This window comes from Curtobacterium sp. NPDC086286, from assembly GCF_044746255.1.
Classification (GTDB): Bacteria; Actinomycetota; Actinomycetes; order Actinomycetales; family Microbacteriaceae; genus Curtobacterium.
In genome coordinates this window covers 24,102-50,100 of record NZ_JBIVBW010000010.1, presented here as the reverse complement: position 1 = coordinate 50,100, position 25,999 = coordinate 24,102, and the positions used below count along the sequence as shown (strand labels likewise).

Here is a 25,999-nt window from a genome sequence, read left to right as displayed (position 1 = left end):
CGCGGTGCCAGCTGGCACCGCGCCTCCCGTCCGTCCGGTGGGGACGTCTCAGACGACGATCGCGACGACGCAGAGGGCGAACACGGCAACGCCGGACACGACCGCTGGCATGTCCCAGCCCCGGACGACGGGGGCGTCGGGCGTGCGCCCGTGCCGTTCCGACCAGCGGTCGCGGACCGCGACGAACTCGTCCGGCTGCCGCAGCACGCGGGGCTCCCCGCGTCGGGTCGGCTTCGGCCGCGGCAGCGACGGTCCACCCCAGCAGGTGAGCCGGCGGCCGTCGGCGAGGTCGAGCACGATCTGCCAGCGCATCCGGACGTCCTCGACGGCGCCCCACGGGACTGTCGTCGACCGGAGCGGGTTCACCACCGTGATCGCGTCGTCGGTGATCCGGACGTGCGGGCGGAAGGTGAGCACCCAGAGCACCCAGACGAGCGCGGCGAGGGGACCGACGGCGTGCAGGACGACGTCCCAGCTCCCCCGCACCGCGGCGTCGCCGAGCATGAACAGCGCCAGGAACGCGACGAGGCCGGACGCGACCGCGCCTCCGCGGCCTGCGCGGAGGACGACGGTGCGTCCGGCCTCGTTCGTGTCCAGCGGGATCAGCGTCCGAACTCGAACCCGGCGCCGGGGATGGCGTCCAGCAGGTCCTTCGTGTACTGCTCGCGCGGGTTGGCGAAGACCTCGTCGGTGGTCGCCTTCTCGACGATCTGTCCCTTGCGCATCACGCAGACGTTGTCCGCCACGAGGCGGACGACGGCCAGGTCGTGCGTGATGAACAGGTAGGTCAGGCCCAGCTCGGACTGCAGCTCGGTGAGCAGGTCGAGGATCTGGCCCTGCACGAGCACGTCGAGCGCCGAGACCGCCTCGTCGAGCACGATGACCTCGGGCTTGAGCGCGAGGGCCCGCGCCACGGCGATGCGCTGCCGCTGCCCGCCCGAGAGCTCGTTCGGGTAGCGGTTGACCATCGACTTCGGCAGCGCGACCTGGTCGAGCAGTTCGAGCACGCGGGCCCGGCGGGACGCCTTGTCGCCCACCTTGTGCGTGTGCAGCGGCTCGGCGATCGTGTTCCCGACGTTGTACATCGGGTCCAGCGAGCCGTACGGGTCCTGGAAGACCGGCTGCACGCGGCGGCGGAAGTCGAAGAGGTCCTTGCCCTTCAGCCCGCCGATGTCGATGCCGTCGAACTGGACCGTGCCGCTCGTGATGGCCTCGAGCTGCAGGACGAGCTTCGCGACGGTCGACTTGCCCGAACCGGACTCGCCGACGAGCGCCGTGGTGGTGCCCTTCGGGATCGAGAACGAGACGTCGTCGACGGCCTTCAGCTCGCGGGAGGCGAGGTTCTTGCCGCGCAGCTTGTAGACCTTCTCGAGGTTCTTCACCACGATGAGGTCCTTCGCCGGCGCCTGCTCGCGCTCCTGGGCGCGGGCGAGGAGCTCGGCGTCGTCGCTGCCGACGTCCGCGATGTCCACGCGCTGGTGCTGCACCTTGGACTGGATGCGGCGGCTCGCGAGCGAGGGTGCCGCGGCGACCAGGCGCTGCGTGTACGGGTGCCGCGGGTTCGCCAGGATCTCCTTCGAGGGCCCGGCCTCGACGACCTGGCCCTTGTACATCACGACGAGCTTCTCGGCGCGCTCGGCAGCGAGGCCGAGGTCGTGCGTGATGAACAGGACGGAGGTGCCGAAGTCGCGGGTGAGGGTCTCGAGGTGGTCGAGGATCACGCGCTGCACGGTGACGTCGAGCGCACTCGTCGGCTCGTCGGCGATGAGCAGCTTCGGGCGGCTCGACAGACCGATGCCGATGAGCACGCGCTGCCGCATGCCGCCGGAGAACTCGTGCGGGTACTGCTTCAGGCGGGTCGACGCGTCGCCGAGGCCGGCCTCCTGCAGGACCTCGACCGCACGGGCACGGATGGCGTGCTTGCCGGTCGCGATGCCGTTGGCCTTGATGGCCTCTTCGACCTGGAAGCCGATCGACCACAGCGGGTTGAGGTTCGACATCGGGTCCTGCGGGACGTAGCCGATCTCCTTCCCGCGGATCTCCGACATCTCCTTGTCGCTCAGGCCGACGAGCTCGCGCCCGTTGAACTTGATCGACCCGCCGGTGACCTGGCCGGTCCCGGGCAGGAGCTTGATGATGGACTGGGCGCTCGTCGACTTGCCGGAGCCGGACTCGCCGACGATCGCGAGCCGCTCACCCTGCTCGAGGGTGAAGCTGGCGCCGCGGACTGCCTGGACGAAGCCGTTCTGCGTCTTGAAGCCGACCTCGAGGTCGGTGATCTCGAGCAGGGGCGCGCCGGAGCCGCCGGTACGGCTGGCGTTCGGCTGGGTCAGTGTCTCGCTCATCGGCGGGCCCTCGCCTTCGGGTCGAGTGCGTCGCGGACCACGTCACCGAGGAGGAGGAACGCGAGCACGGTGATGGACAGGGCAGCGGACGGCCAGAAGATGGTCGACGGCGCGGTGCGGATCGACGCCTGGGCGTTGCCGATGTCGACACCCCAGCTGAGCGCCGACTGCGGCAGTCCGATACCGAGGAAGGACAGCGTGGCCTCGGCGACGATGAACGAGCCGAGCGAAACCGTCGCGACGACGATGACCGGTGCGAGCGAGTTCGGGACGACGTGGCGGACCAGCGTCGTGAACCGACTCACGCCGAGCGCGGCCGACGCGGTCACGTAGTCGGACTGCTTCGCGCTGAGCACGGCACCGCGCATGATGCGCGCGATCTGGGGCCACGCGAAGGCGGCCAGGACGAGCGCGACCGTCAGGGCGTTCCGGGCCGGGATCACCGACATGAGCACGATCGCGCCGAGGACGGTCGGGATCGAGAAGAAGATGTCACCGATGCGGGACACGACCGTGTCGAGCCATCCGCCGAAGAAACCGGCGAGTGCGCCGATCACGATGCCGATCACGGACACGAGCACCGTGGCGACCACGCCGACGATGAGCGAGTTGCGCGTGCCCCAGATGGTGCGGGCGTAGACGTCGTTGCCCTGACGGTTGAAGCCGAGGATGTGGCCGCTCTCGGGGCCCTCGTTGCTCTTCGCCAGGTCGAAGGCCCGCGGGTCCACGTGGGCGAACAACCCGGGGAAGATCGCCACCAACATGATCAACAGGATGAGGACGGACGACACCCAGAACATCGGGCGGGTCCGCATCGAGTCCCAGGCGTCGCTCCAGGTCGAACGGGTCTTCTCGTCCTCGTTGACCTGGTCGACGGCCTGGAGTGGGGTCTCCTCGATCGGGGCGACGTAGTGCGTCGCCGAGCGGGGTGCGGCGTTACTTGGCATAGCGGATCCTCGGGTCCAGGACGGCGTAGAGCAGGTCGACCAGGAGGTTGGCGAGCATGAAGATGATGACCATCACGGCGACGAACGACACGACGGTCGGACCCTCGCCGAGCTTGACGGCCTGGAACACCGTGCCACCCACACCGTGGATGTTGAAGATGCCCTCGGTGACGACCGCGCCGACCATCAGGTTGCCGATGTCGACACCCAGGTAGGTCACCACGGGGATGAGCGAGTTGCGGAAGATGTGTACCCCGACGACGCGACGCCGCGGGAGCCCCTTGGCGGTCGCGGTCCGGACGAAGTCGGCCGACACGTTCTCGGCGACGCTCGCACGGGTGAGGCGGACGATGTAGGCGAACGACACCGTTGCCAGCACGATCGCGGGCAGCACGAGCTCGGACCACGGCGCCTGGCTGGACACCGTCACCCGGAACAGGCCGAGGTTGATGCCGAAGACGTACTGCAGCAGGAACCCGACCACGAACGTCGGGACCGAGATGAGCAGGAGGCTCACGACCAGGGCGGTCGCGTCGAAGAGCTTGCCCTTCCGGAGACCGGCGATGACACCGACGACGATGCCGGCGATCGACTCGAACAGCAGGGCGAGGATCGCCAGGCGGGCAGTGATCGGGAAGGCCTGTGCGAGCTGCGAGCTGACCGGCAGACCCGAGTAGGTCAGTCCGAGGTCGCCGCGGAACACGCCGCCGATCCAGAGCAGGTACTGGATGATGAACGGCTTGTCGAGGTTGTACTGCTGGCGCAGCTGCTCGATGACCTGCGGGGACGGCTGACGGTCGCCGAACAGGGCGGCGATCGGGTCGCCCGGCAGGGAGAACACCATGAAGTAGATGAGGAACGTGGCCCCGAAGAACACGGGGATGAGTTGCAGGAGGCGCTTGCCGAGGTACCAGGCCATCAGATCTCTGCCTGGTTCGGGACGCGCATGTCGTTCAGGTTCATGTCGTGAGGGGTGGACGGTCCGCGGGTCGGCACGGGAGTCCGGTGCGGGCGGCGGCGCCCGCTGTGGTGGGGGAAGGTGTTGCCGCCGAGGTACGGGGGCTCGGGAGCCTGGTGGGCTCCCGAACCCCCGTCCGGTGGTCGCGGAGCAGGACACCCGTCCGCGATGTGTCTCACGAGGAGACTGAGGTTACTTCTTGACCTCGACGTCGTAGTACAGCGGCACCGAGTTCCAGCCGAACTTCACGTTCGACACGGTGTCCGCGTTCCACACGCCGGTGACGTTGGAGTACCACAGCGGGATCTCGGGGAGGTCCTTGAACAGGAGCTCCTGCGCCTGGTCGAAGAACTTGTTGCCCTCTTCGACGGTCGCGGCCGAACGGCCCTTCTGGAGGAGCTCGTTGTACTCGGCCGAGTCGTAGCGCGAGTAGTTGCTCGACGAGCCGTCACCCATGGTCGGGCCGAGGAAGTTGTACAGCGACGGGTAGTCCGCCTGCCAACCGGTGCGGCTGCCGCCCGTGAGCTTGTCGTCCGTCTGGACCGCGAGGGCCTCGGCGAACGTCGGGTACGCCTTGCCCTCGGCCTTGATGCCGAGCGTGCTCGAGATCGAGTTCGTGACCGCGGTCACCCACGCCTCGTGTCCGCCGTCGGCGTTGTACGAGATGGTGAGGGTGTCGTTGTACTTCGAGATCTTGTCGGCCTCGGCCCACAGCTCCTTGGCCTTCGACTTGTCGTAGGTCAGGACGTCCGAACCGTCGAGGTCGTCGTTCCAGCCGGCGATCACCGGGGAGGTGAAGTCCTTGGCCGGGGTGCGGGTGCCGTCGAAGATCTTGTCGGTGATCTGCTTGCGGTTGATCGCCATCGAGACCGCCTCGCGGCGGAGCTTGCCCTCTTCACCCTTCCAGTGGTCGAGGTAGTAGGGCAGGTAGATCGCCTGGAAGATCGCGGCGGCCTGATTGACGTTCGAGTCCGGGAAGTCGGACTTGTAGTTCGCGAAGGCGCTGTCCGGCACGGCGTCGAGGACGTCGAGGTTGCCGCCCTGCGCGTCGGAGTACGCGGTGTCCTGCGAGGTGTAGAACGTGATCGTCAGACCACCGTTCTTCGGCTTGCGCTTGCCCTCGTAGTCCTTGTTGGTGACGAGCTTGATCGACTGGTTGTGCGTCCACGCACCCTTGCCGTCGAGCTTGTACGGACCGTTGCCGATCGGGTTCTCACCGAAGGCCTTGGTGTCCTTGTAGAACTCCGAGGGCAGCGGCACGAACGCCGAGTAGCCGAGCGACAGCGGGAAGTCCGACTGCGCCGACTTGAGCGTCACGGTGAACTCGTCGTCGCTGACGACCTTGAGGCCGGTGAGCTCGGAGTCCTTCGTGGCGTCGTAGCCCTCGATGTTCTCGAAGAAGTAGCTCGCGCCCTGCTTGTTCGAGAACTGGGCGGCCCAGTTCCACGCCTTCGTGAACGACTCGGCCGTGACCTTCTCGCCGTTGGTGAAGGTGTAGTCCGTGTTGAGCTTGATGTCGAACGTCTTCGAGTCATCGGTGTCGATGCTCTTCGCGACCTCGTTCACCGGCTTGCCCTTGGCGTCGTAGGACACCAGGCCTTCGAAGATCGAGTCGATGATCTTGCCGCCGCCGACCTCGGTGGTGTTCGAGGGGATGAGCGGGTTCTGGGGCTCGTTGCCGTTGGTGGTGACGATGCCGGACGCGTTCGTCGAGCCCGCCTTGTCACCTCCACTGCTGCTGTTGCTGGAGCAGCCGGCCAGGGCGATTGCTGTGGCCCCGAGCACGGCGAGGGCTGCGAGCCCAGCGCGCTTCTTGATCAAGATTCCTCCTGGTGCATGGGACGCGGCGGGCGCACGGGTGCCTGCTCGCCACGTTTGACCTTTGCACTGTAGGCAGTGTGGGGAGTGCTCACCAAGCCCAGGGGAGATCGGTTACAAATCGGAAACCAAGTTGCACGATCCTTGCGAGAGGATGCAAGATTCGGGCGGATCACGGACGCCGGGGCGAGATTGTTGCAACCGCATCGAGATGCTTGCGTCCGTGCACAACTCTGTGCAAGCCGATTGCCTGGCTGCGCACAGCAGTGTGCCCCGCCCGGGACACCGGACGGGGCACACGTTACGCGAGCTCGGGATCAGGCGAACGCCTCGACCGGCGGGCAGGCGCACACGAGGTTGCGGTCGCCGTACGCCTGGTCGATCCGGCGCACCGGCGGCCAGTACTTCCGGGCGCTGATGCCCGGCAGCGGATAGACCGCCTGCTCGCGGGTGTAGGCGTGCGTCCACTCCCCCGAGATCACCGACGACGCGGTGTGCGGGGCGTGCACGAGCGGGTTGTCGTCCGCCGGCCACTCCCCGCGCTCGACCGCCGAGGCCTCGGCACGGATGGCGAGCATCGCGTCGACGAAGCGGTCGAGCTCGGCGAGGTCCTCGCTCTCGGTCGGCTCGACCATGAGCGTGCCCGCGACCGGGAACGACATCGTCGGGGCGTGGAACCCGTAGTCGACCAGGCGCTTCGCGACGTCGTCCACCGTGATGCCCGTCGTGTCCCGGAGCGGGCGGAGGTCGAGGATGCACTCGTGCGCGACGAGACCCGACTCCCCCGTGTAGAGCACCGGGAACGCGTCGCGCAGGCGTGCGGCGATGTAGTTCGCCCCGAGCACCGCGGCCTCGGTCGCACGGGTGAGCCCCTCGAGCCCCATCATCCGGACGTACGTCCACGTGATCGGCAGGATGCTCGGGCTGCCGTACGGCGCTGCACTGACCGGGCCACCGGCGTGCGCGTCGCGGTCGGAGCCCTCGGCGCGCACGGATCCGGTGCGACGGTCGGCGTCCTGCGCGAACGGGTGGCCCGGCAGGAACGGTGCGAGGTGCGACTTCGCCGCGACCGGTCCGACCCCGGGCCCGCCGCCGCCGTGCGGGATGCAGAACGTCTTGTGCAGGTTGAGGTGCGAGACGTCCCCGCCGAAGTCGCCGAACCGGGCGTGGCCGAGCAGGGCGTTGAGGTTCGCGCCGTCGACGTAGACCTGGCCACCGGCGTCGTGCACGGCGGCGCAGATCTCGCGGATGTCGTGCTCGTAGACGCCGTGCGTGGACGGGTACGTGATCATGAGCGCGGCGAGCTGGTCGCCGTGCTGCTCGGTCTTCACGCGGAGGTCGTCGAGGTCGACGTTGCCGTTCTCGTCGCAGGCGACCACGACGACCTGCATGCCGGCGAGGACGGCCGACGCGGCGTTCGTGCCGTGCGCGCTCGACGGGATGAGGCAGACCGTGCGGGACTCGTCGCCGCGGGACCGGTGGTACCCGCGGATCGCCAGGAGTCCGGCGAGTTCGCCCTGACTGCCGGCGTTCGGCTGCAGGGAGACCGTGTCGTACCCGGTGACCTCGGCCAGCCAGGACTCCAGGTCGCCGATCATGTCGAGGTAGCCCTCGACGTCGTCTCGCGGCGCGAACGGGTGGATGTTCGCGAACTCCGGCCACGTCACGGCCGCCATCTCGGTCGCCGCGTTGAGCTTCATCGTGCAGCTGCCGAGCGGGATCATGCCGCGGTCGAGCGCGTAGTCCTTGTCGGCGAGGTGCTTGAGGTAGCGCATCATGCGGGTCTCGCTGCGGTGGGCGCTGAAGACCGGGTGCGTCAGGTACTCGCTGCTCCGCAGCAGATCGGACGGGAGGCACGTGGCCGCGTCCCGCACGGCGGTCTCCGTCGCCGGGACCGTCGCGTCGACCGCGCCGAACACGACGGCGAGGGCCGTCACGTCCTCGGGCGTCGTCGTCTCGTCGACGGACAGCTGGAAGGTGTCGGCGTCGACGAGGTGCAGCAGGCGGTCCGCGTCACGGGCCGCGGCGACGAGTGCCTCGGCGCGTCCGGGGGCGCGGAGGGTGAGCGTGTCGAAGAACGCGTCGTGCACGACCTCGAGCCCGGCGTCACGGGCGGCCCCGGCGAGCGCCGATATCGTCCGGGCGACGCGGTCCGCGATGAAGCGGAGCCCCTCGGGACCGTGGTACACGGCGTACATCGAGGCCATCACGGCGAGCAGGACCTGCGCGGTGCAGATGTTGCTCGTCGCCTTCTCGCGGCGGATGTGCTGCTCGCGGGTCTGCAGGCTGAGGCGGTAGGCCATCTGCCCGTCGGCGTCGAAGGACACCCCGACGAGGCGGCCGGGCAGCTGGCGCTCGAGGCCGGCACGGACGGCGAGGTACCCGGCGTGCGGGCCACCGAAGCCGAGCGGGACGCCGAAGCGCTGGCTCGTGCCCACGGCGACGTCGGCGCCGAGGTCGCCGGGGCTGGCGAGGAGCGTCATCGCGAGGAGGTCCGCCGCGACGACCGCGATGCCCCCACCGGCGTGCACGCGCTCGATGACCGACGACGGGTCGACGATCCGACCGGAGGCACCGGGGTACTGCACGATGACGCCGAAGGCGCCGTCGAGCTGCTCGTCGGTCGGTCCGGCCACGGCGTCGAACCCGCGCAGGACGATGCCGACGGCCTCGGCACGGTGGTCGAGCAGCGCACGGGTCTGCGGCAGCAGGTCGGCGTCGACGAGGAACGCGTCGCCCTTGACCTTGGACGCCCGGCGGGCGAGGAGCATGCCCTCGACCACGGCCGTGCCCTCGTCGAGCATCGAGGCGCCGGCGGTCGCCATGCCCGTCAGGTCCGAGACCATGGTCTGGAAGTTGATGAGCGCCTCGAGCCGGCCCTGCGAGATCTCCGGCTGGTACGGCGTGTAGGCCGTGTACCAGCTGGGGTTCTCGAGCACGTTCCGCTGGATCACCGCGGGGGTGTGGGTGCCGTGGTACCCGAGCCCGATCATGGCGCGACGGACGGTGTTGCGGGCGGCCTTGGCGCGGAGTTCGGCGAGCGCCTCGGTCTCGCCGATCGCCGCGGGGATGCCCGAGTGGACGGTCGGCGCCGCGTGGATCGCCTCGGGGATCGCGGCGCGGACGAGGGCGTCGAGGGACGGCTGGCCGACGGCGTCGAGCATCGTCCGCTGGTCGGCCGGGGTGGTGCCGATGTGGCGGTCGGCGAAGGACGTCTGGAGGTTCTGGAGGCCGCCGGTCATGCGATGGACGCCCGGTACGCGTCGTGGTCCATGAGGTCCTCGGGGAAGGAGGTGCCGTCCACCTTGATCTTGACGAGCCAGCCGGCGCCGAACGGGTCCTGGTTGACGGTGTCGGGGGCGTCGACGACGGCGTCGTTGATCGCCACGACCTCGCCCTCGATCGGGGCGAAGAGCTCGCCGACGCTCTTGGTCGACTCGATCTCGCCGATCTGCTCGCCCGCGGTGGTGGCGGTGCCGACGGCGGGGAGCTCGACGTAGACGACGTCACCGAGCTGTTCGGCGGCGTGGTCGGTGATGCCGACGGTGACGGTGTCGCCCTCGACGAGCAGCCACTCGTGGTCGGCCGTGTACTGGAGTGCGGTCTGGTCGGTCATTGCATCAGCCTTTCGAGGCGCGGCGGTAGAAGGGGAACGCGGTGACGGTGCTGGGGATGGCCGTTCCGCGGACGTCGATGTGGAGGAGCTGTCCCTCGGTGGCGAGCGCCGGGTCGACGAACGCCATCGCGACGGGGTGGCCGAGGGTCGGCGAGAGCGCACCGGAGGTGACGGTGCCGACGACGACGCCGTCCTGCACGACGTCGTACCCGGCACGCGGGGCTCGGCGGCCCTCGGTGACCAGGCCGACGAGCACGCGGGCGTCGTCCGACGGGGTGACGCCGGTGGCGCCGACGAAGTCGCCGTCCTTGGCCACGACCCGGCCGAGGCCGGCCTGGGCGGGACGGACGTCGGTGCCGAGCTCGTGCCCGTAGAGCGGCATGCCCGCCTCGAGCCGGAGGGTGTCGCGGGCGGCGAGGCCGGCGGGCACGACCCCGCGGTCGGCGCCGGCCTCGAGCAGGGCGTCCCAGAGCGCTCCGGCGACGGACGGGTCGCTGTAGACCTCGAAGCCGTCCTCGCCGGTGTAGCCGGTGCGGGCGACGAGGACCTCGGCGCCGTCGAACACCGCGTGCAGTGCCCGGTAGTACCCGAGCTCGTCGAGGGGGCTCTCCGGCTGGAGCCGGTCGGCGACGACGAGCGCGTCGAGCGTTCCGGCAGCGGCCGGGCCCTGGATCGCGACCAGTGCGGTGGTGTCCGAGTCGTCCGACACCTCGACGTCGAAGCCGTCGGCCCGTGCGGTCAGGGCGTCCACCGCGACCTGCCGGTTCGACGCGTTCGCGACGACGAGGAAGACGTCCTCGTCGGTGCGGTAGACGACGAGGTCGTCGAGGATGCCGCCGTCCTCGGCGAGGAGGAGCGAGTACTTCGCCCGTCCGACCGGCATCGCGCCGAACGACCCGGCGAGTGCGTGGTCGAGGAAGGCCACGGCCTGCGGACCGGTGACGCCGACCTCGGCCATGTGCGAGAGGTCGAAGACACCGGCGGCCTGACGCACGGCGTGGTGCTCGGCGAGGTCGGACGAGTACCGGACGGGCATCCGGTACCCGGCGAAGTCGGTGAAGGTGGCGCCGGCGGCTTCGTGGGCGGGCTCCAGCGGCGACGAGCGCAGTGGGGACGTTGGCATGGGCGGAGTTCTCCTGGCATCGGCAGGACCCGACGACCGTCGTCGGGCGGAACTCCCCCTCTGTCATGGGCCTGAGAGTTTCACCGCGGCCCGTGAGGTCCGGCGGCTTTCACCGTGGGCGAGCCACGGACCGACCCGGTGGGTGCATCGTGGCTGCTTTTCAGAGTGGCCTGTCCGCTGCGGTGTGGGACCTGAGAGATTGTCGGGGGGATTGCTCCTTCGGTGCCGTGCTGGGTGCCCAGGGCACCGCACGACGTCTCCCGCGACGGATGAACGGCCGGTCTTCAGTTGTCGGGCCGATCATACCGACCCCGCGTTTCGGGCATGTGACGGACCCGGTGGTTCGACATCTCGTAGAATGCGGGGATGGCAGGTCAGCGATCACGCCCCCGCGGGCAGCTCGAGCAGGCGGTGCTCGACGCGCTCTGGTCGGCGGACGGCGGGCTCAGCGCGCGCCAGGTGCTCGACGCCTTCCCCGAACCCCGACCCGCACTGACGACCGTGCTCACCGTGCTCGACCGCCTCGGTCGCAAGGGACGGGTGGAGCGGCAGCAGCACGACGACGCTCCGCTCACCTTCCGTGCGACGAACAGCAGGGAGGAGCAGACGGCCTCCCTCATGTCGAACGCCCTCGCCGCGGCGACCGACCGCGAAGCCGCCCTGCTGCAGTTCACCGGCTCGCTCGCCTCCGACGACCTCGACGTCATCCGCCGCGCCCTCGACGCCCGAGCCCGTTCCTGACGGATCCGCCGTGGTCGTCACCGGAGTCGTCCTCATCGCGCTCGCCCTGGCGGTCGTGGTCCTCGCGCCCCGGGTCCTGACCCGCTCCGCGTGGACGATCGACCGGCCGCGAACCGCGCTGGTGTGCTGGTCGGTGGCGGTGCTGCTCGGCGTGGTCGGCTTCGTCGCGGGCATCACGTTGCTCGTCGTGGCGAACCGCCCGATCACCGACCCGATGGGCTTCGGCGGCTCCCCCACGCACGGCCTCAACGTCGGCGTCGCCCTGCTCGCCGTGCTCGCGTTCGTGATCGCGGTCCGGGTCCGGCCCGGCCCCGAGCACGAGGCCGTGCGCGAGGCGATGCGCTCCGGTGCGGCACCGCACCGCGAGATCGACGGCACGCCGGTGTCCGTCCTCGAGGCGGACCACGCACTCGCCTGCGCCGTCCCCGGCAGGTCCGGTGGCGTGCTCGTGAGCACCGGGCTCGCGGACCGTCTGCGCACCGACGAACTGGAGGCCGTGGTCGCCCACGAACGCGCGCACCTGACCCAGCGCCACGCGGTCGCGGTCGGGATCGCCGAGTCGATCGAGCGTGCGGTCCCGTGGATCCCCGGTTCGCGCGCCATGGCGCGCTCGACGCGCGTCCTCGTGGAGTTCGCCGCCGACGACGCGGCGGCGCGACGTGTCGGACGCGACGCGCTGCGGCGAGCCGTCCTGGTGGCGGACGGGACGAGCGCGCTCGGGGCGATCCGCGCCTCCCGTCTGGGGTCCTGACGTGTGTCGGCGGTGGGGCATATGGTGATGGCACCGTGAAGCCACTGACCGAAGCAGACATCCGTTCGTCGTTCGTCAACGCCACCCCGGACGAACTCGCCCAGCTGCCCATCCCCGGCCTGCACGAGACGCTGTGGGACGAGCGCGAGTTCCTCGGGTGGCGCGACCCGCAGGCCGCCCGCCGCGGCTACATCGTGTCCTGGATCGACGACCGCCCGGTCGGGATCGTCGTGCGCTCCGCCGGTGGGTCCCTCCGCCCCGGGATCGCGGCGATGTGCTCGTTCTGCCACTCCCCGCAGCCGGCGACGCAAGTCCGCCTGTTCTCGGCCGCGCGTGCCGGAGAATCGGGGCGGAACGGCAACACCATCGGCTCCTACATCTGCGAGGACCTCGGGTGCCCGATGCTGATCCGCACCGCGCCGCCGCACCTCAACCCGCCGGCGACGATCGCGATACGCGGCGAAGCACTCCTGCAGCGGGTGCGGAACTTCACCGAGGACGTGGCGAAGACCGCGTGAGCCGGTTCAGCACCGCCCGGTGGGCCGTCGTCGAGGAACTCGGGGACGGCCGGTGGCGCCTCACCCTGCGCGACGAGGCCGACGACGAGCTCGGCGCGTTCGGGCTCGGCGTCGAGGGGCCGTGGGACCCGGACGTCGAACCGCACGTGGGCTTCGTGCTCGCGCAGCTCGGCCTGACGCTCCGCGGCACTCGACCCTGGCGGGTGGACGAGCTCGGGGACCAGCGGGCGCCGGTGCTGCCGCTGGCGTGAGGGGCCCGGCGCTGCGGACTCACTCCGTCGCGGCGATGAAGTTCCGCAGGATCTCGCGGTCGTCGTCGGCGCGGGCGGCCCAGACGAGCTCGCTCCGGTGGTCGTCCGCCTCGAGCGGCAACAGCACGACGGTGTCCGGAGCGGCGAGCGTGGCGCTCTCCGGCGCCACCGTCACCCCGAGGCCGGCGCCGACCAGGTGCAGCACGGTGGCCCAGGTGGTGGCCTCCTGCACGATGACGGGTCGCCGGGCGCCGGACACCACCGGGGCGAGGTTGCGTTCGGTCGCGACCGATCCGGCCTCCGCCGGGAAGAACACGAACGGGTCGTCGAGCAGCTCCGGTCCCCGGATCGATGCCCGCGCCGCGAGCCGGTGCCCACGCGGGACCGCTGCCACGAACCGCTCGCTGCGGAACGGCAGGAAGCGCACGGCCGGGTCGGGATCGGGGTCTCGTACGATCGCCAGGTCGAGCTCCCCGCGGACGATCCGCGCCAGCAGGGTCGACGAGTAGCCCTCGGTGAGTTCCACGCGGACGAGCGGGTAACGCTCCCGGAACACCTGCACGCGTTCGATCGGACCGAGCGGCAGCGCGGAGACGACGAACCCGACGTCGAGCCGACCCGCTTCGCCCCGGCCCACCCGCACGGTCTCGTCGAGGTCCCGGCGAGCCTGCTGCAGGAGCGATCGTGCCCGGCCCTGCAGCACCCGTCCGGCCGGGGTGAGCGCGACGCTGCGGCTCGTCCGCACGAAGAGGTCGACGCCGAGCGCCCGTTCCGTCCGCCGGATCTGCTGCGACAGTGCCGGCTGCGCGATCCGGAGTGCCTCGGCGGCACGTCCGAAGTGCAGTTCGTCGGCCACGGCGAGGAACGCCCGGAGCTGCCGGAGGTCGACGTCGGGCTCGCGATCCATGCACTCAGCGTATCGATCCGCGCGAACGAGTATTGGACGGGACTCGGCACGGCGTCCGAGGATGGGTGCATGCCCGATGCGACCACCACCGACGCCGTGCTCATCACCGACATCGCCTCCGCCGCCGACGCCGAGGCGTTCCGCGTCCTCAACGAGGCCTGGATCAGCCGGTTCTTCACGCTCGAGGACGAGGACCGGAAGCTCCTCGGCGACCCGCTCGGCCAGATCGTCGAGCCCGGCGGCGCCGCCTTCGTCGCACGGCTCGGATCGGACGGGCCGGTCATCGGCTGCGTCGGCATCGCGCCCGTCGGGCCCGGGGTGTTCGAGCTGGTCAAGATGGCCGTCTCGCCCGAGCACCAGGGGCACGGCACCGGCCGCAAGCTCATCGCCGCGGCACTCGAACGTGCCCGGGCGATCGGTGCGCACCGGGTGGTGCTGGAGAGCAACGCGCAGCTGGCCAGCGCCGTGCACCTGTACGAGGCGTTCGGGTTCCGGCACCTCGGCCACGACGAGGTCGCGCCGAGCCCCTACGCCCGCGCGGACGTCCACATGACACTCGACCTCTGAGCGGAGCCGCCAGGGAGCGGTACCGACCCGGTACGCTCGCGGCATGGCGACACACGAGGTGCAGGCCGTCCGCGAACGCGGCGCGTGGCAGGTGTTCATCGACGGGTCCCTGGTGACCGAGGTCACCCGGTGGCCCTCCGTCGGGTTCGTCGCCCGCGAGTGGATCGGGCTCACCGAAGAGGTGCCCGCGCGCGAGGTCGACCTGACGATCCGCGTCGTCGGACGCAACCAGTACGTGGCCTGACGCTCCCCGTCAGCGAGCAGCTGCGACGAGCTGGCGCCCTCGCCGGGGAGACGCCACCATGGACCGCGTGAGCACCACGACCTTCGACGACCTGATCGCGATCGGCGAAGCCGCCGACGTCACCGGCTGGGACTTCTCGTGGCTCGACGGCCGCGCCACCGAGGAGCGCCCGCCGTGGGGCTACGCGAAGCTGCTCGGCGAGCGACTCGGCCGCCTCGCCGAGGTCCCCGGTTCCGCCAGCCTCGACGTGCAGACCGGCGGTGGTGAGGTCCTCGCCGAGGCCACGGCGTTCCCGGCCACGGCGGTCGCGACGGAGTCCTGGGCGCCGAACGTCGCCGCCGCCACTCGGCTCCTGCACCCGCGCGGAGTGGTCGTCGTCGCTGACCCGGACGAACCACCGCTGCCCTTCGCCGACGGCGCCTTCGACCTCGTGACGAGCCGGCACCCCGCCGCGATCCACTGGGACGAGATCGCCCGGGTACTCGCCCCCGGAGGCACGTACTTCGCCCAGCACGTCGGCCCGGCGAGCGTGTTCGAGCTCATCGAGTTCTTCCTCGGCCCGAAGCCGATCGAGCGTCGGGGGCGTCACCACGACGACGAGGCAGACGCCGCGCGCGCCGCCGGCCTCGAGGTCGTGGACCTCCGGACCGCTCGCACCCGCATCGAGATCCACGACGTCGCAGCGGTGGTCTACCTGCTGCGGAAGGTGATCTGGTGGGTGCCTGACTTCAGCGTCGAGCGGTACCGCGACCGTCTGCGCGACCTGCACGAGCTGATCCAGCGGGACGGACCGTTCGTGGCGTCCTCAGCCCGGCACCTCATCGAGGCGCGCCGACCCGAGTAGCCGACCCGCGCCTCCAGGCCGACGGCAAAAGCCGACAGCCGACGGCCCACACCAGCCCGCCGCTCACGCGACGTGCCAGACCAGCCCCTCCTGCGCACTCGACGGGTAGGCCGCCGCGATCCGCAGCACCGCCTCGCGCAGCGTGTCCGGCGAGCACGCCAGGTTGAGCCGCGCGAACCCGCGGCCCTGCGATCCGAACCCGAGACCGGAGTTCAACGCGACGTAGGCGTGCTCCCGGAGCGGCACGGCCGGGTCGTCCCCGAGCCCGATGCCGCGGAAGTCGAGCCACGCCAGGTAGCCGGCGCGGGGCCGGGTGTACACGACGCCGGGCAGGTGCTCCGCGAGGAGGGACCCGAGCAACCGCTCGTTCGCGACGATCCGGGCGACCACGTCGTCGAGCCAGTCCGTCGCCAGGCTGAACGCCGCGAGGTTCGCGTGCAACCCGAGGATGCTCGTGCGGCAGGCGACCTCCTCCCAGAGCGTGTCGAGGAGCGCTGCCGTCCGTGCGTCCCCGGCGACGATGATCGAGCACTTCACCCCGGCGAGGTTCCAGCCCTTGCTCGCGCTCGTCACGCAGATGCTCCGCGCCCCGGCAGGCTCGGCAACCGCAGCGAACGGGGTGAAGCGGACGCCGGGGTGCGTCAGCGGTGCGTGGATCTCGTCGCTGATGACGAGGACGTCGTACCGGGCGGCCAGTTCGGCGAGCGCCACGAGGTCGTCGTGGTCGTGCACGAGGCCGACGGGGTTGTGCGGGTTGCAGAGCAGGAAGACGCGGACGCCGTCGGCGAAGGCGCGCTCGAGGCCCTCGAGGTCGAGCCGGTAGACGCCCCACTGCTCGAGCAGCGGGACCTCTTCCACCTGACATCGGGCCTCTTCGACGAGCTCGAAGAACGGCGGGTACACCGGCGGCGTGATGGCGACCCGGCCGCCGTCCGGCAGCGCGAGGCGGAGCGACTCGACGATCCCGACGCTGACGTCCGTGGCGAGGGACACCCGGGCGGGGTCGACGTCCCAGTCCCAGCGGTCCTTCGCGAACGCGGCGAACGCCGGTGCGAGCGGCCCGGGCCCATCGAGGTACCCGAGGTCGGACTGCTGCACCCGCTCGATGAGCGCCTGCCGGATCGCCGGCGCGACCTCGTGGTCCATCTCGGCGACGAACAGGGGCAGCACGTCGGGCGCGTACCGCGTCCACTTGATGCTCGTGCGGACCCCTCGCAGGGTGCCGACCGGGTCCTCCTCGTCGTGCGCCATGCGTCCCAGCATGCATCGGACTGGAGGCGCGGCGCGAGTCCGGCCGTCATCCTGCGTCGTGCGCGGGCCGGCCGCGGATCGCATCGTGAGCAGAAATGGTCGGGTTGCCTGCGCCGACCCGACCATTGCTGCTCAGCAGATCCGCGTCACGCCCCCGGCTCGGGCTCGACCGCGAGCCAGAGCTCGGCCTCCGCGGTACGACCGCCGGGTGCGAGCCGGACACGAGCGATCTCCGGCGCCGCCACGAGACGGTACGGGTTGGCGGGCAACCACTCCCCGAACGCCTGCGGCCACAGCGCCTGGATCGCTTCGGGCACCGGTCCCGAGCCGGAGAACACCACCCACGTCGCAGCCGGCACCTCGATGACGTCGAGGCCCGGTGCGCTCTCGACCGAGGTGGCGGCGACCACCGAGTAACGGAGGAGACTGCCGTCCGCGCGGCCCTCGGCGAACGCATCGGACACCGACAGCACGCCCGACGGCTCCTGGTCGGACAGTCCGGCGATGCGCTCCCGGTCCTCGGGGGTGATGCTGCGTTCGAACGCCTGGATCGCGTCGTTCGGCCCCTCGTACACGAGCGGCACACGGGTCGAGCGTCCGACGAGACGGAAGGCGGGTTTCTGGACGAGGCGGTACTGCACGGGAGTGCTCCCTTCGACGGTGAGACGGAAGGACAGCCGACCCTGCGACCGGAACACTGCGCCGGGCTCGCGCGCCTCCTGCGGCCCGATGCCGTGCACGGCGCGGAACGCCCGCCCGAAGGCATCGGCCGAGCCGTACCCGAAGCGTGCGGCGACGTCCGAGACGGTCGTCGTCCCCGAGGCGATGACGGCCGCGGCGAGCGTCATCCGCCGACGTCGGACGTACTCGGAGAGCGGCATCCCGGCGAGCGCGGAGAACACGCGCCGGAAGTGGTACTCGCTCGTCCCGGTGATGCGCGCGAGCTCGTCCACGTCGAGCACGGTGTCGTCCGGGCCGCCGTCGAGGTGTTCCTCGACCGCGGCGATCGCCTCGTTCCAACGCTCCATGTCGGTGTCCTTCCTGGTGGTGTCCTCGACGCTACGGTGACGTCGCGCGACGGACACGATGATCCCTGCCCGGGCTGGTCGGCCTACTGTCTGCGTCATGAGCACGAGCACCGCCGACAAGGCGACCACCCTCAAGCAGCTGCACGAAGCACCGGAGATCCTCCGCGTCGTCAACGTCTGGGACGCGATCAGCGCGAAGGTCGTCAGCGACCTGCCGGAGACGAAGGCGATCGCCACCGCCGGGCACTCCATCGCCGCCTCGCACGGGTACGACGACGGCGGGATGCCGCTCGACCTGGCCCTGTCGGGCGCCGCGATCGTCGCCGCCGCCACGGACCTGCCCGTCACGGCGGACCTCGACGACGGCTACGAGGACCCGGCCGAGACGATCCGCCGCGCGATCGCTGCGGGGATCGTGGGCGCGAACGTCGAGGACCGCCTCCGCCCGTTCGACGAGGCCGTCGCCCGGGTCGCCGCCATCACCGCCGCCGCCCAGGCCGAGGGCATCGACTTCCAGCTCAACGCCCGCACCGACGCCATCGCCCGCGGCGGGGACCGCCCGATCGAGGAGAGCGTCGCCGACGCGATCGCCCGCGGCAAGGCGTTCCTCGACAACGGCGCCGCACTGGTGTTCGTGCCGGGAGCCATCCAGCGTGACGTCGTCGAGCAGCTCGTCGCGGGCCTCGGTCGCGGCAAGCTGTCCGTGATCGGGCTACCGGGCGCCCTGCCCGCCGCCGAGTACGAGGCCCTCGGGGTCGCCCGCATCTCCTACGGGCCGCTCACGCAGCGCGTCGCGCTCCGCGCGCTGCGTGACCTGGCGACCGACCTGTACGGCGGTGGCGTCGTGCCGGAGGACACCCCGACCCTCAACTGAACCAACAGGCGGCCTGGAGGCGCGGTGCCAGCTGGCACCGCGCCTCCCGTCCGTCCGGCGGTCGCCTCCGATACCTTCTTGCCATGACCCTGGACGTCGACGCGCTGCTCGCACCGCCCTCCCCCGTGGCCGCGCGGGCGCTCGATGTCGTGCGCGCGTGGTCCTCGCCGGCGCTGGTGAACCACTGCCTGCGTTCGTGGGCGTGGGCGTCGCTCCTCGCTCCGACCATCGAGCTCGAACCGGACCGTGAGCTGCTGTTCGTCGCCACGATGCTGCACGACCTCGGCGTGACGCCGTCGTTCGACGCCCACGCCGTGCCGTTCGAGGACGCCGGCGGTGCGGTCGGCAGCGTGTTCGCCCTCGGTGCCGGGTGGGACGCCGCCCGTGCCCGTCGGGTCGGTGAGGTGATCGAGCGTCACATGTGGACGTCGGTCGACCCCGCGCTCGACGTCGAGGGACACCTGCTCGAGGTCGCGACCTCGCTCGACGTCTCCGGGGCCGGGTTCGCCCGGTGGACGGCGTCAGACCTGCTCGCCGTCACCGCGGCAGTCCCCCGCCTCGACTTCTCCGAGGCGTTCGACGGGCTGATCCACGAGCAGGCCGGTCGCAAGCCGTCGTCTTCCGCCGCCCGACTCGACGGCTCGGGCAACGTCGCTGCCGGTGGGAGCCGCTGGACATCGTTCCTGGACAATCCGGGCATCGTCGAGTAGAGTGTTCTTTTGGTGCACTGCAGCGAACCCATCTGACTCGCGCACGCCGAACCGTCTCGAAGCCGACTCACCCGAGTCGCATTCCCACGAGACCACCGCTCGATCCGAACGGACGAGCTGCACGTCGAAGCTCGACGTGCGCGCCCCGCACTCGATGCGTCGCGCCGGACTCAGCCGTCCGCCGACACCGAGTCGCCCTGGGCGCCGAACGACCAGGAAGTACCGCAACACCATGACCAGCAACGAACGAATCACCATCACCGGCACCGCCCTCGCGGCGCCGACCGTCTCCCCCGACCGCATCGCCGAGTTCGGTGTGCGCGACGAGCGCTCGCAGCGCGAGTACCTCGTCCGCATCCCGGCCGACGACCTCGGTCTCTTCATCACCCGTGGCGCCCGCGTCGACATCGACGGCGAGGCCGGCTGGACCGTGCCCGGTCGCTCGTGGCGCGGTGAGGCGAGCCGCACGCTCGTGCAGGCGCAGTCCGTCCGCGTGGGCGAACTGGCACTCGCAGCCTGAGCCCAGCACGCCACACACGAAGGCCGCCGAGCACTGCTCGGCGGCCTTCGTCGTGTGTGGGGTCAGTCGGTCTTGTCCGCGGCCGCTGTGTCCGCCGCGGCCGTGTCCGCGGTCGCCGTATCCGCGTCCGCCGTGTCCGCGTCCGCCGTGTTCGCTTCGTCGGCGTCGGCGAAGCGGTGCCCGCCGTCGACGTCCACCGGCCGTTCGGTCCCCGCTCGCTCCGCAGCGTCCCGCAGCCGCCGGATGAACGCGTGGTCCTCGGGCTCGAGTTCGTCGTCGGGCGCCGCGCTCACGGTCAACTCGCTCGCGGGGCCGATCAGCACCGTCGTCCGGGTCACCGAGCCGTCGTCGGCCACCGCGGGGATCGCAACGGTGTCGGTCCTGCCGTTGGCACCGAGGATCGCCGCGTAGTCCGCGACCGCATCGGCGATCGCGTCCCCCGTGAGGATCTGGCTGCCGTCGTAGTGGATGTACTTCACGTTGCCTCCTAGCCTCTCGACGGTAGGTGGGCGTGATGCGCGTGGGCCGAGCAAGCGCGTTCTGTGGCCAAACCGGACGACGATCGGCTCAGCGCGGACGACGCGAGGTCAGTACTCGCCCTTGACGACGAAGTACGAACCGCGAATCGTCCCCGCCAGCTTCGACTTCTGCCGCGCGAACTTGAACTTGTCCGCCAGCTCCTCCGGTATCTCCATGCCGTCCGAGAGCTTGAATCCGACCGCCCGCTTGCCGCCCGGCTCCAACGTGTAGAGGACGTTGACCGCGAGTCCGGACTCGTAGAAGACGTGGGTCCAGCGGATGCCGTCGACGAAGGCCTCGGTGGCTTCGAGTGGCTTCGAGGCGATGACCAGCCCCCGCTCCTCCTGGAGGACCTTCGTGACGTAGTCGACCAGGTCGGGCACGTCCTCGGCGGGGTGGGTGGTGAAGACGTGGTCGTACTTGTTCTTGAAGTAGCGGGCCTCGTTCGCCCGGAGCCCGGCGAGGGCGTCGGCGACCGGCGATGACTCCAACCCGACGGTGGACACGTGCTCGAAGTCGACGACGTACGACATGGGGCCTCCTCGGCGATGGACTCAGCGCCAACCTAGCGGGGCGATGCGAACAGACGCCAAGCCAGCCGGTCCGACGCGGCGCATCCGCGGTTGCGGTCAGACGAGCTTCTCGAAGACCATCGTCGCCTGGATCCGGTCGCCGCCGCCGAAGCCGGTGCTGCCCGAGGACGACGTGGTGATCGTGTGCAGCCGGTACCCGAGCGCCGCCTGCGCGTTGATCGCCCGCTCGAGCTCCGTGAGGTTGCCGGACCCGGTACCGAAGAACTTCTCCTTGAGCACCACCTGCAGGACGACGTAGCTCATACCGGCTGGAGCAAGGCGCGGCTGCCCACCGGCGGAGGCCTCGGCCTGGATACGGTCGATCACCCCGCCGAGTCCCGGTGGCGGCGCTGCCGCGGGCTGCACCTGGTCCGTCCACGCGGAGCCGTCCCACCACCGCATCGTCCCGGAACCGTCGTCGTACCAGCCCGCCTGCGCGTTCGTCATGTGCCCATCCTGGCGGCGTGCGATCGATTCCGGCGACGGCACTGCGAATCCCCCAGCACCGTCACCGGCGAAGCCGCGCGTTGGTCACGCTCACCAACATCGTGCCCTAGTCTCTTTGAGTAAACATCAATAACTCGGGGGAAGAACCATGGCAGTGCAGACCGCGATCGACCCAAGCGTGCAGCAGCAGGTAGCGAACGAGCTTGGACTCTACGTCTACATGCTCGTCGATCCCGCGACGGGTGTGCCCTTCTACGTCGGGAAGGGAAAGGGCGAACGTTTCGCCTCCCACGGGAGGGAAGCGCTGCTCACGGACAGCGCCGAGACCCCGAGCAACAAGATCGCCAAGATCAAGGCGATCCGGGAACTCGGCGCTGAACCGGAGATCTGGATCGTCCGCTACGGCATGCGATCCGAGGTCGAGTACACGTCTGTCGAGGCCGCGTGCATCGACCTGCTCCGCTCGATGCCGGTCCTCGCACGGGCCACAGGAACCGTGCGGCTTCCCGGAGGCCAAGCCGCCCAGCTCACGAACGCGCGACGAGAGTCGGCCAAGGGGCACGGCATCATGCGACTCCAGGACCTTCTCGACGAGATGTCAGCGCCGCCGCTCGAGACGGACGAACCCCTGCTCATCATTTCGCTCGGCGCGTGGACCAGCAGTCGCGAGGAGGCGCTCGACGGCTCCGAACTGGACGGCTACGGGTACAAGGCGGACTGGCTCCCGCGGGCGGAGCGCGAGAAGCACTCCCAGGAGATCGCGCAATCGGCGTCGAAGTGGTTCAAGTTCTCCGAAGCCACGGTCGGGCGCCACGGGATCGAGTACGCCGTCGCAGCGCATCGCGGCGTGACTCGCGCACTCCTCCGGATCGTCCCGGGTTCGTGGCAGCACCAAGGGTCGGGCACTGGTCGCCGGAGCGGCTTCCGCTTCGAGGTCGTGAGCGACGGAGCGCTGTTCGAGGAGACGGTCGGCGCGTACGGCCACCGTCTGCCGGAGAAGAAGCGTGGCGAGCAGTCGACGTTCCGCTACTGGCCCTACGCCCGCTGAGGACGGACCGAGGCGCACAACCCGGACGACGGGTCAGTTGTTGAAGCGGAACTCCACCACGTCGCCGTCCTGCATGACGTAGTCCTTGCCCTCGATCCGGGCCTTGCCGTGCGCACGGGCCTCGGCGATGGAGCCGGCAGCCATGAGGTCCTCGAACGAGATGACCTCGGCCTTGATGAAGCCCTTCTCGAAGTCGGTGTGGATCACGCCGGCAGCCTGGGGTGCCTTCCACCCCTTGCCGATCGTCCACGCGCGGGCTTCCTTCGGACCGGCCGTCAGGTAGGTCTGCAGCCCGAGGGTGTCGAAGCCGATGCGGGCGAGCTGGTCGAGGCCGGACTCGGTCTGCCCGGTCGACTCGAGGAGCTCGGCGGCGTCGGCCGGGTCGAGCTCGATCAGCTCGGACTCGACCTGCGCGTCGAGGAACACGGCCTGGGCGGGCGCGACGAGCGCGGCCAGTTCGGCCTTGCGGGACTCGTCGGTGAGGATCGCCTCGTCGACGTTGAAGACGAAGATGAACGGCTTGGCCGACAGGAGCCCGAGCTCGGCGATCGGAGCGAGGTCGATCGAGGTGGCGGACAGGAGCGTGCCCTGCTCGAGCGCTGCCTTGGCCTCACGAGCGGTCTCGAGCACGATCGGCTCGGCCTGCTTCAGCTTCACGGTCTTCTCGTACCGCGGCAGCGCCTTCTCGATGGTCTCGAGGTCGGCGAGGATCAGCTCGGTGTTGATGACCTCGAGGTCGTCCTTCGGCGACACCTTGTTCGCGACGTGCACGACGTCGTCGTCGGTGAAGCCGCGGACGACCTGGGCGATGGCGTCGGCCTCGCGGATGTTGGCGAGGAACTTGTTGCCGAGCCCCTCCCCCTCGCTCGCGCCCTTGACGATGCCGGCGATGTCGACGAACGACACGGGGGCCGGCACGGTCTTCTCGGAGTTGAAGAGCGTTGCGAGCTGGTCCAGCCGCGGGTCGGGGAGGTTCACCACGCCGACGTTCGGCTCGATCGTCGCGAACGGGTAGTTCGCGGCGAGGACCTGGTTCTTGGTCAGGGCGTTGAACAGGGTCGACTTGCCGACGTTCGGGAGACCGACGATTCCGATGGTGAGTGCCACGGGAGGACAGCCTACCGGCGGCCGCCCGTCGGGGCCGACCCGCGCCTCCAGTCCGACAGTCCGACAGTCCGACAGGACGGCCGACCGTCGACCGCCGACGCCCGACGCCCGACGGCCGGGACGGCCGGCCCGGCCGCAACGCCGAGGGGCTCTGCGGCGATGTCGGCGCCGCGTGCGACGATCGGGACCGTGCCGTTGAACTTCACCGCGATCGACTTCGAGACCGCGAACAGCTCGCCCGCCAGCGCCTGCTCGGTCGGACTCGTCAAGGTCCGCGCGGGCAGGGTCGTCGAGCGGGCGTCGTGGTTCATCCGACCGCCGCTCGGGCATGACGCCTTCCTCGAGTGGAACACCCGCATCCACGGCATCGTCGCGTCGGACGTCGTCGGGGCGAAGTCGTGGGAGCAGCAGTACCCGGACATCGTGGCGTTCGCCGACGGGGACGTCCTCGTGGCGCACAACGCCCGCTTCGACATGGGCGTGATCGCCGGTGGGTGCTCGGCGACGGGGATCGACCTCGCGGAACACCACTCGCTGTGCTCGCTGCAAGTCGCCCGCAAGACCTACACGCTCGACTCCTACCGCCTGCCGATGGCGGCACGGGCCGCCGGGTACGAAGGCTTCCAGCACCACGACGCGGCCGCCGACGCCGAGGCGTGTGCGGCGATCGTCGTGCACGCGGCCGGGCACCACGGGACGGACACGGTCGAGGCGCTCGGCGCGGCCGTCCGGGTCGCCATCGCTCCGGTACGGGCCCGAGCGGAGAAGCCGCGGACGGCTGCGCAGCCCCGGCTGTCGAACCGCCCGATGATCTTCGCCGACTGACGTCGGCCGCACGGCCGCGCTAGCCGGTCCGCCGCGGCCCCGGTGGTATTGTCACGACAATCCCTACTGCTGAAGGACCGCGATGACCAACGAAGGCCAGCTGCCGTCCGACCTGTTCATGGACCTGGACCGGTCGGGTCCGATGCCCCTGTACTTCCAGGTCGCCTCGCGCATCGAGGAGTCGATCCGCTCCGGCGCGATGCCCCCGGGTGCCCGCCTCGAGAACGAGATCGCCCTGGGTGAGCGGCTCGGGCTGTCCCGGCCGACGATCCGCCGCGCGATCCAGGACCTCGTCGACAAGGGCCTGCTCGTGCGCCGGCGCGGGATCGGCACCCAGGTCGTGCACGGCCCGGTGACCCGCAAGGTCGAGCTGACCAGCCTCTACGACGACCTCGCACAGGGGTCGCAGGCCCCGGCCACGAAGCTCCTCGAACGCAACGACGTACCCGCCCCGGACGCCGTCGCCGAGGCGCTCGGCATCGCACCGGGCACCACGGTCGCCCACATCCGTCGCGTGCGCTTCGCCGAGGACGTCCCGATGGCGATCCTCGAGAACTACCTGCCGCCGGAGTTCCTCGAGATCACCGACGACGACCTGCAGACCCACGGCCTGTACCAGCTCCTGCGCGGCCGCGGCGTCACCATGCGGGTCGCGAAGCAGCGCATCGGCGCCCGCGCGGTCACCGACGAGGAGGCCGGTCTGCTCGAGATCGAGGACGGCGACCCGGTGCTCACGATGAGCCGCACCGCCTACGACGCCTCGGGCCGCGCGGTCGAGTACGGCGTGCACTGCTACCGCCCCGACCGCTACTCGTTCGAGGTCACGCTCGTCGACAAGTAGGCGGCCCGCTCAGGCGAACGAGGGGACCCCGAGTTCGCCGGTCACGTACTGCGCCCGGCCGAAGCCGAAGGACCAGTCCTCCGGCCCGTTCTCGACGTACCCGATGAAGACGTCCTCGGACGCGACACCGACCCCGGCAAGGCCGTCGTGGATCGCGCGGTAGAGCTCCTGCTTCGCGGCCTGGTCGCGCCCGCGCTGTGTGAAGACCTGGATCATCACGACGCCGTCGGTGCGCTCGAACCCGAGTCCGGCGTCCTCGGCGATGATCTGCTGCGCCGGGTGCTCGGTGACGATCTGGAACCGGTCGCGTGCGGGGATGCCGTACACGTCGACGATGGCGGTGTGGATCGCGTCGGCGACGGCACGCACGGCCTCGGGCGTGCGGCCGGTGGCGAGGTCGATACGGACGAGCGGCATGGTGCCTCCTGCAGGTCGATACTTTGTCCTGACAAACTAACATGGATTGCGACCGCGGGACAGAGCAGACGGGAGGCGGGGGGGCCCCGGGGCCCCCCCCCCCCCGCCGGGGGGGGGGGGGGGGGGGGGTCGGGTATCGGCGGCCGCCGCCGGCGGGGGCGCGCCCCCCCCCCGGGAGGGGGGGAGGGGGCCGGCGGCACCCGTTGTGGG

Annotated in this window: 29 protein-coding genes and 1 riboswitch; of the genes, 13 read left to right on the top strand and 16 right to left on the bottom strand. The window is 70.5% G+C overall.

Going from position 1 to position 25,999, the window contains the following annotated elements; translation table 11 throughout:
* Positions 1 to 48: 48 nt before the first annotated feature.
* The 8 genes from ACIPKM_RS17220 to gcvT form a co-directional block, all read right to left on the bottom strand.
* Entirely contained in the window at positions 49 to 504 is a 456-nt protein-coding gene (locus ACIPKM_RS17220) for a PH domain-containing protein (protein ID WP_402737183.1), read from the bottom strand.
* Positions 505 to 602: 98 nt separating this feature from the next.
* Positions 603 to 2,345 (bottom strand): dipeptide ABC transporter ATP-binding protein, encoded by a 1,743-nt coding sequence (locus ACIPKM_RS17215; protein WP_402737182.1) that lies wholly within the window; start codon positions 2,343 to 2,345, stop codon positions 603 to 605.
* Positions 2,342 to 3,292, bottom strand: coding sequence for an ABC transporter permease (locus ACIPKM_RS17210; RefSeq protein WP_402737181.1), 951 nt, complete (start codon positions 3,290 to 3,292; stop codon positions 2,342 to 2,344). The genes ACIPKM_RS17215 and ACIPKM_RS17210 overlap by 4 nt, the downstream gene beginning before the upstream one ends.
* A complete protein-coding gene (locus ACIPKM_RS17205; protein ID WP_402737180.1) occupies positions 3,282 to 4,211 on the bottom strand; it encodes an ABC transporter permease in 930 nt (309 codons plus the stop codon). The genes ACIPKM_RS17210 and ACIPKM_RS17205 overlap by 11 nt, the downstream gene beginning before the upstream one ends.
* Before the next feature lie 231 nt (positions 4,212 to 4,442).
* The gene (locus tag ACIPKM_RS17200; protein WP_402737179.1) at positions 4,443 to 6,071 is read right to left on the bottom strand and encodes an ABC transporter substrate-binding protein; all 1,629 of its coding nucleotides are present in this window, start codon (positions 6,069 to 6,071) and stop codon (positions 4,443 to 4,445) included.
* Positions 6,072 to 6,385: 314 nt separating this feature from the next.
* Positions 6,386 to 9,310 (bottom strand): aminomethyl-transferring glycine dehydrogenase, encoded by a 2,925-nt coding sequence (gcvP, locus tag ACIPKM_RS17195; RefSeq protein ID WP_402737178.1) that lies wholly within the window; start codon positions 9,308 to 9,310, stop codon positions 6,386 to 6,388.
* The gene (gene gcvH / locus ACIPKM_RS17190) at positions 9,307 to 9,684 is read right to left on the bottom strand and encodes a glycine cleavage system protein GcvH (RefSeq protein ID WP_071294536.1); all 378 of its coding nucleotides are present in this window, start codon (positions 9,682 to 9,684) and stop codon (positions 9,307 to 9,309) included. Before gcvH ends, gcvP begins: the two co-directional genes overlap by 4 nt.
* A 4-nt stretch (positions 9,685 to 9,688) precedes the next feature.
* Positions 9,689 to 10,807, bottom strand: coding sequence for a glycine cleavage system aminomethyltransferase GcvT (gene gcvT / locus ACIPKM_RS17185; protein ID WP_402737177.1), 1,119 nt, complete (start codon positions 10,805 to 10,807; stop codon positions 9,689 to 9,691).
* A 170-nt stretch (positions 10,808 to 10,977) separates the two neighbouring features.
* A riboswitch (glycine riboswitch) is annotated at positions 10,978 to 11,080 on the bottom strand.
* A gap of 93 nt (positions 11,081 to 11,173) precedes the next feature.
* On the opposite strand from gcvT, the gene ACIPKM_RS17180 reads away from it, so the two are divergent.
* From ACIPKM_RS17180 to ACIPKM_RS17165, 4 genes are read left to right on the top strand one after another with little or no spacing between them, the layout of a single operon-like run.
* Positions 11,174 to 11,548 (top strand): BlaI/MecI/CopY family transcriptional regulator, encoded by a 375-nt coding sequence (locus ACIPKM_RS17180; protein WP_070416722.1) that lies wholly within the window; start codon positions 11,174 to 11,176, stop codon positions 11,546 to 11,548.
* Between the two features lie 10 nt (positions 11,549 to 11,558).
* Positions 11,559 to 12,299: a M56 family metallopeptidase gene (locus ACIPKM_RS17175; protein ID WP_402737176.1), complete on the top strand. Its 741-nt coding sequence runs from the start codon at positions 11,559 to 11,561 to the stop codon at positions 12,297 to 12,299.
* Positions 12,300 to 12,334: 35 nt separating this feature from the next.
* Positions 12,335 to 12,817, top strand: a complete 483-nt coding sequence (locus ACIPKM_RS17170; protein ID WP_402737175.1) for an FBP domain-containing protein — start codon at positions 12,335 to 12,337, stop codon at positions 12,815 to 12,817.
* Entirely contained in the window at positions 12,814 to 13,068 is a 255-nt protein-coding gene (locus ACIPKM_RS17165) for a hypothetical protein (protein ID WP_071294534.1), read from the top strand. The genes ACIPKM_RS17170 and ACIPKM_RS17165 overlap by 4 nt, the downstream gene beginning before the upstream one ends.
* A 19-nt stretch (positions 13,069 to 13,087) precedes the next feature.
* Here the strand turns inward: ACIPKM_RS17165 and ACIPKM_RS17160 are convergent, their stop codons facing one another.
* Positions 13,088 to 13,975, bottom strand: coding sequence for a LysR substrate-binding domain-containing protein (locus ACIPKM_RS17160; RefSeq protein ID WP_402717127.1), 888 nt, complete (start codon positions 13,973 to 13,975; stop codon positions 13,088 to 13,090).
* A gap of 69 nt (positions 13,976 to 14,044) precedes the next feature.
* On the opposite strand from ACIPKM_RS17160, the gene ACIPKM_RS17155 reads away from it, so the two are divergent.
* Genes ACIPKM_RS17155 through ACIPKM_RS17145 form a run of 3 tightly spaced genes read left to right on the top strand, consistent with a single transcriptional unit; the run spans position 14,045 to position 15,630 of the window.
* The gene (locus tag ACIPKM_RS17155) at positions 14,045 to 14,542 is read left to right on the top strand and encodes a GNAT family N-acetyltransferase (protein ID WP_229085175.1); all 498 of its coding nucleotides are present in this window, start codon (positions 14,045 to 14,047) and stop codon (positions 14,540 to 14,542) included.
* A gap of 43 nt (positions 14,543 to 14,585) precedes the next feature.
* Entirely contained in the window at positions 14,586 to 14,786 is a 201-nt protein-coding gene (locus tag ACIPKM_RS17150; RefSeq protein WP_402737174.1) for a hypothetical protein, read from the top strand.
* Positions 14,787 to 14,844: 58 nt separating this feature from the next.
* A complete protein-coding gene (locus ACIPKM_RS17145) occupies positions 14,845 to 15,630 on the top strand; it encodes a class I SAM-dependent methyltransferase (protein ID WP_402737173.1) in 786 nt (261 codons plus the stop codon).
* A 63-nt stretch (positions 15,631 to 15,693) separates the two neighbouring features.
* Here ACIPKM_RS17145 and ACIPKM_RS17140 read toward each other — a convergent pair whose 3' ends face one another.
* Positions 15,694 to 16,881 (bottom strand): MalY/PatB family protein, encoded by a 1,188-nt coding sequence (locus ACIPKM_RS17140; protein ID WP_254790694.1) that lies wholly within the window; start codon positions 16,879 to 16,881, stop codon positions 15,694 to 15,696.
* A gap of 146 nt (positions 16,882 to 17,027) precedes the next feature.
* Positions 17,028 to 17,909, bottom strand: a complete 882-nt coding sequence (locus ACIPKM_RS17135; protein ID WP_071301997.1) for a helix-turn-helix domain-containing protein — start codon at positions 17,907 to 17,909, stop codon at positions 17,028 to 17,030.
* A 97-nt stretch (positions 17,910 to 18,006) separates the two neighbouring features.
* Here ACIPKM_RS17135 and ACIPKM_RS17130 point away from each other — a divergent pair, with 97 nt between their 5' ends.
* The 3 genes from ACIPKM_RS17130 (at position 18,007) to ACIPKM_RS17120 (ending at position 20,013) form a co-directional block, all read left to right on the top strand.
* Positions 18,007 to 18,783, top strand: coding sequence for an isocitrate lyase/phosphoenolpyruvate mutase family protein (locus ACIPKM_RS17130; protein WP_402737172.1), 777 nt, complete (start codon positions 18,007 to 18,009; stop codon positions 18,781 to 18,783).
* An 83-nt stretch (positions 18,784 to 18,866) separates the two neighbouring features.
* Complete coding sequence (locus ACIPKM_RS17125; protein ID WP_402737171.1) at positions 18,867 to 19,493, top strand: HD domain-containing protein; 627 nt, start codon at positions 18,867 to 18,869, stop codon at positions 19,491 to 19,493.
* A 232-nt stretch (positions 19,494 to 19,725) separates the two neighbouring features.
* Complete coding sequence (locus tag ACIPKM_RS17120) at positions 19,726 to 20,013, top strand: hypothetical protein (protein ID WP_071294526.1); 288 nt, start codon at positions 19,726 to 19,728, stop codon at positions 20,011 to 20,013.
* 62 nt (positions 20,014 to 20,075) lie between these two features.
* Here the strand turns inward: ACIPKM_RS17120 and ACIPKM_RS17115 are convergent, their stop codons facing one another.
* The 3 genes from ACIPKM_RS17115 to ACIPKM_RS17105 form a co-directional block, all read right to left on the bottom strand.
* Positions 20,076 to 20,492: a hypothetical protein gene (locus ACIPKM_RS17115; RefSeq protein ID WP_402737170.1), complete on the bottom strand. Its 417-nt coding sequence runs from the start codon at positions 20,490 to 20,492 to the stop codon at positions 20,076 to 20,078.
* 108 nt (positions 20,493 to 20,600) lie between these two features.
* The gene (locus tag ACIPKM_RS17110) at positions 20,601 to 21,065 is read right to left on the bottom strand and encodes a phage tail protein (protein ID WP_402737169.1); all 465 of its coding nucleotides are present in this window, start codon (positions 21,063 to 21,065) and stop codon (positions 20,601 to 20,603) included.
* A gap of 96 nt (positions 21,066 to 21,161) precedes the next feature.
* Complete coding sequence (locus ACIPKM_RS17105; RefSeq protein WP_402737168.1) at positions 21,162 to 21,551, bottom strand: DUF2510 domain-containing protein; 390 nt, start codon at positions 21,549 to 21,551, stop codon at positions 21,162 to 21,164.
* 148 nt (positions 21,552 to 21,699) lie between these two features.
* On the opposite strand from ACIPKM_RS17105, the gene ACIPKM_RS17100 reads away from it, so the two are divergent.
* A complete protein-coding gene (locus tag ACIPKM_RS17100; RefSeq protein ID WP_402737167.1) occupies positions 21,700 to 22,599 on the top strand; it encodes an LEM-3-like GIY-YIG domain-containing protein in 900 nt (299 codons plus the stop codon).
* A gap of 33 nt (positions 22,600 to 22,632) precedes the next feature.
* Here the strand turns inward: ACIPKM_RS17100 and ychF are convergent, their stop codons facing one another.
* Entirely contained in the window at positions 22,633 to 23,706 is a 1,074-nt protein-coding gene (ychF, locus tag ACIPKM_RS17095; protein ID WP_070416738.1) for a redox-regulated ATPase YchF, read from the bottom strand.
* Between the two features lie 189 nt (positions 23,707 to 23,895).
* Here ychF and ACIPKM_RS17090 point away from each other — a divergent pair, with 189 nt between their 5' ends.
* Both ACIPKM_RS17090 and ACIPKM_RS17085 read left to right on the top strand, forming a co-directional pair.
* Positions 23,896 to 24,531 carry an exonuclease domain-containing protein gene (locus ACIPKM_RS17090; protein WP_083295392.1) on the top strand — a complete coding sequence of 212 codons (636 nt, stop codon included), beginning with the start codon at positions 23,896 to 23,898 and terminating at the stop codon, positions 24,529 to 24,531.
* Between the two features lie 82 nt (positions 24,532 to 24,613).
* Positions 24,614 to 25,372 carry a GntR family transcriptional regulator gene (locus ACIPKM_RS17085; RefSeq protein WP_070416740.1) on the top strand — a complete coding sequence of 253 codons (759 nt, stop codon included), beginning with the start codon at positions 24,614 to 24,616 and terminating at the stop codon, positions 25,370 to 25,372.
* 9 nt (positions 25,373 to 25,381) lie between these two features.
* On the opposite strand, the gene ACIPKM_RS17080 is transcribed toward ACIPKM_RS17085, so the two are convergent.
* The gene (locus tag ACIPKM_RS17080) at positions 25,382 to 25,789 is read right to left on the bottom strand and encodes a tautomerase family protein (RefSeq protein WP_070416741.1); all 408 of its coding nucleotides are present in this window, start codon (positions 25,787 to 25,789) and stop codon (positions 25,382 to 25,384) included.
* Positions 25,790 to 25,999: the final 210 nt, after the last annotated feature.

What these genes read in the sequence shown, in the direction of transcription:
- ACIPKM_RS17205 (WP_402737180.1), bottom strand. Translation starts at nt 4,211, where the DNA reads ATGGCCTGGTACCTCGGCAAGCGCCTCCTGCAACTCATCCCCGTGTTC.
- ACIPKM_RS17125 (WP_402737171.1), top strand. Translation starts at nt 18,867, where the DNA reads ATGACCCTGGACGTCGACGCGCTGCTCGCACCGCCCTCCCCCGTGGCC.
- gcvH (WP_071294536.1), bottom strand. Translation starts at nt 9,684, where the DNA reads ATGACCGACCAGACCGCACTCCAGTACACGGCCGACCACGAGTGGCTG.
- ACIPKM_RS17120 (WP_071294526.1), top strand. Translation starts at nt 19,726, where the DNA reads ATGACCAGCAACGAACGAATCACCATCACCGGCACCGCCCTCGCGGCG.
- ACIPKM_RS17110 (WP_402737169.1), bottom strand. Translation starts at nt 21,065, where the DNA reads ATGTCGTACGTCGTCGACTTCGAGCACGTGTCCACCGTCGGGTTGGAG.
- ACIPKM_RS17130 (WP_402737172.1), top strand. Translation starts at nt 18,007, where the DNA reads ATGAGCACGAGCACCGCCGACAAGGCGACCACCCTCAAGCAGCTGCAC.
- ACIPKM_RS17155 (WP_229085175.1), top strand. Translation starts at nt 14,045, where the DNA reads ATGCCCGATGCGACCACCACCGACGCCGTGCTCATCACCGACATCGCC.
- ACIPKM_RS17140 (WP_254790694.1), bottom strand. Translation starts at nt 16,881, where the DNA reads ATGGCGCACGACGAGGAGGACCCGGTCGGCACCCTGCGAGGGGTCCGC.
- ACIPKM_RS17080 (WP_070416741.1), bottom strand. Translation starts at nt 25,789, where the DNA reads ATGCCGCTCGTCCGTATCGACCTCGCCACCGGCCGCACGCCCGAGGCC.
- ACIPKM_RS17210 (WP_402737181.1), bottom strand. Translation starts at nt 3,292, where the DNA reads ATGCCAAGTAACGCCGCACCCCGCTCGGCGACGCACTACGTCGCCCCG.
- ACIPKM_RS17160 (WP_402717127.1), bottom strand. Translation starts at nt 13,975, where the DNA reads ATGGATCGCGAGCCCGACGTCGACCTCCGGCAGCTCCGGGCGTTCCTC.
- ACIPKM_RS17215 (WP_402737182.1), bottom strand. Translation starts at nt 2,345, where the DNA reads ATGAGCGAGACACTGACCCAGCCGAACGCCAGCCGTACCGGCGGCTCC.
- ACIPKM_RS17135 (WP_071301997.1), bottom strand. Translation starts at nt 17,909, where the DNA reads ATGGAGCGTTGGAACGAGGCGATCGCCGCGGTCGAGGAACACCTCGAC.
- ACIPKM_RS17100 (WP_402737167.1), top strand. Translation starts at nt 21,700, where the DNA reads ATGGCAGTGCAGACCGCGATCGACCCAAGCGTGCAGCAGCAGGTAGCG.
- ACIPKM_RS17180 (WP_070416722.1), top strand. Translation starts at nt 11,174, where the DNA reads ATGGCAGGTCAGCGATCACGCCCCCGCGGGCAGCTCGAGCAGGCGGTG.
- ACIPKM_RS17150 (WP_402737174.1), top strand. Translation starts at nt 14,586, where the DNA reads ATGGCGACACACGAGGTGCAGGCCGTCCGCGAACGCGGCGCGTGGCAG.
- ACIPKM_RS17220 (WP_402737183.1), bottom strand. Translation starts at nt 504, where the DNA reads ATGCTCGGCGACGCCGCGGTGCGGGGGAGCTGGGACGTCGTCCTGCAC.
- ACIPKM_RS17105 (WP_402737168.1), bottom strand. Translation starts at nt 21,551, where the DNA reads ATGACGAACGCGCAGGCGGGCTGGTACGACGACGGTTCCGGGACGATG.
- gcvP (WP_402737178.1), bottom strand. Translation starts at nt 9,310, where the DNA reads ATGACCGGCGGCCTCCAGAACCTCCAGACGTCCTTCGCCGACCGCCAC.
- gcvT (WP_402737177.1), bottom strand. Translation starts at nt 10,807, where the DNA reads ATGCCAACGTCCCCACTGCGCTCGTCGCCGCTGGAGCCCGCCCACGAA.
- ACIPKM_RS17145 (WP_402737173.1), top strand. Translation starts at nt 14,845, where the DNA reads ATGGACCGCGTGAGCACCACGACCTTCGACGACCTGATCGCGATCGGC.
- ACIPKM_RS17085 (WP_070416740.1), top strand. Translation starts at nt 24,614, where the DNA reads ATGACCAACGAAGGCCAGCTGCCGTCCGACCTGTTCATGGACCTGGAC.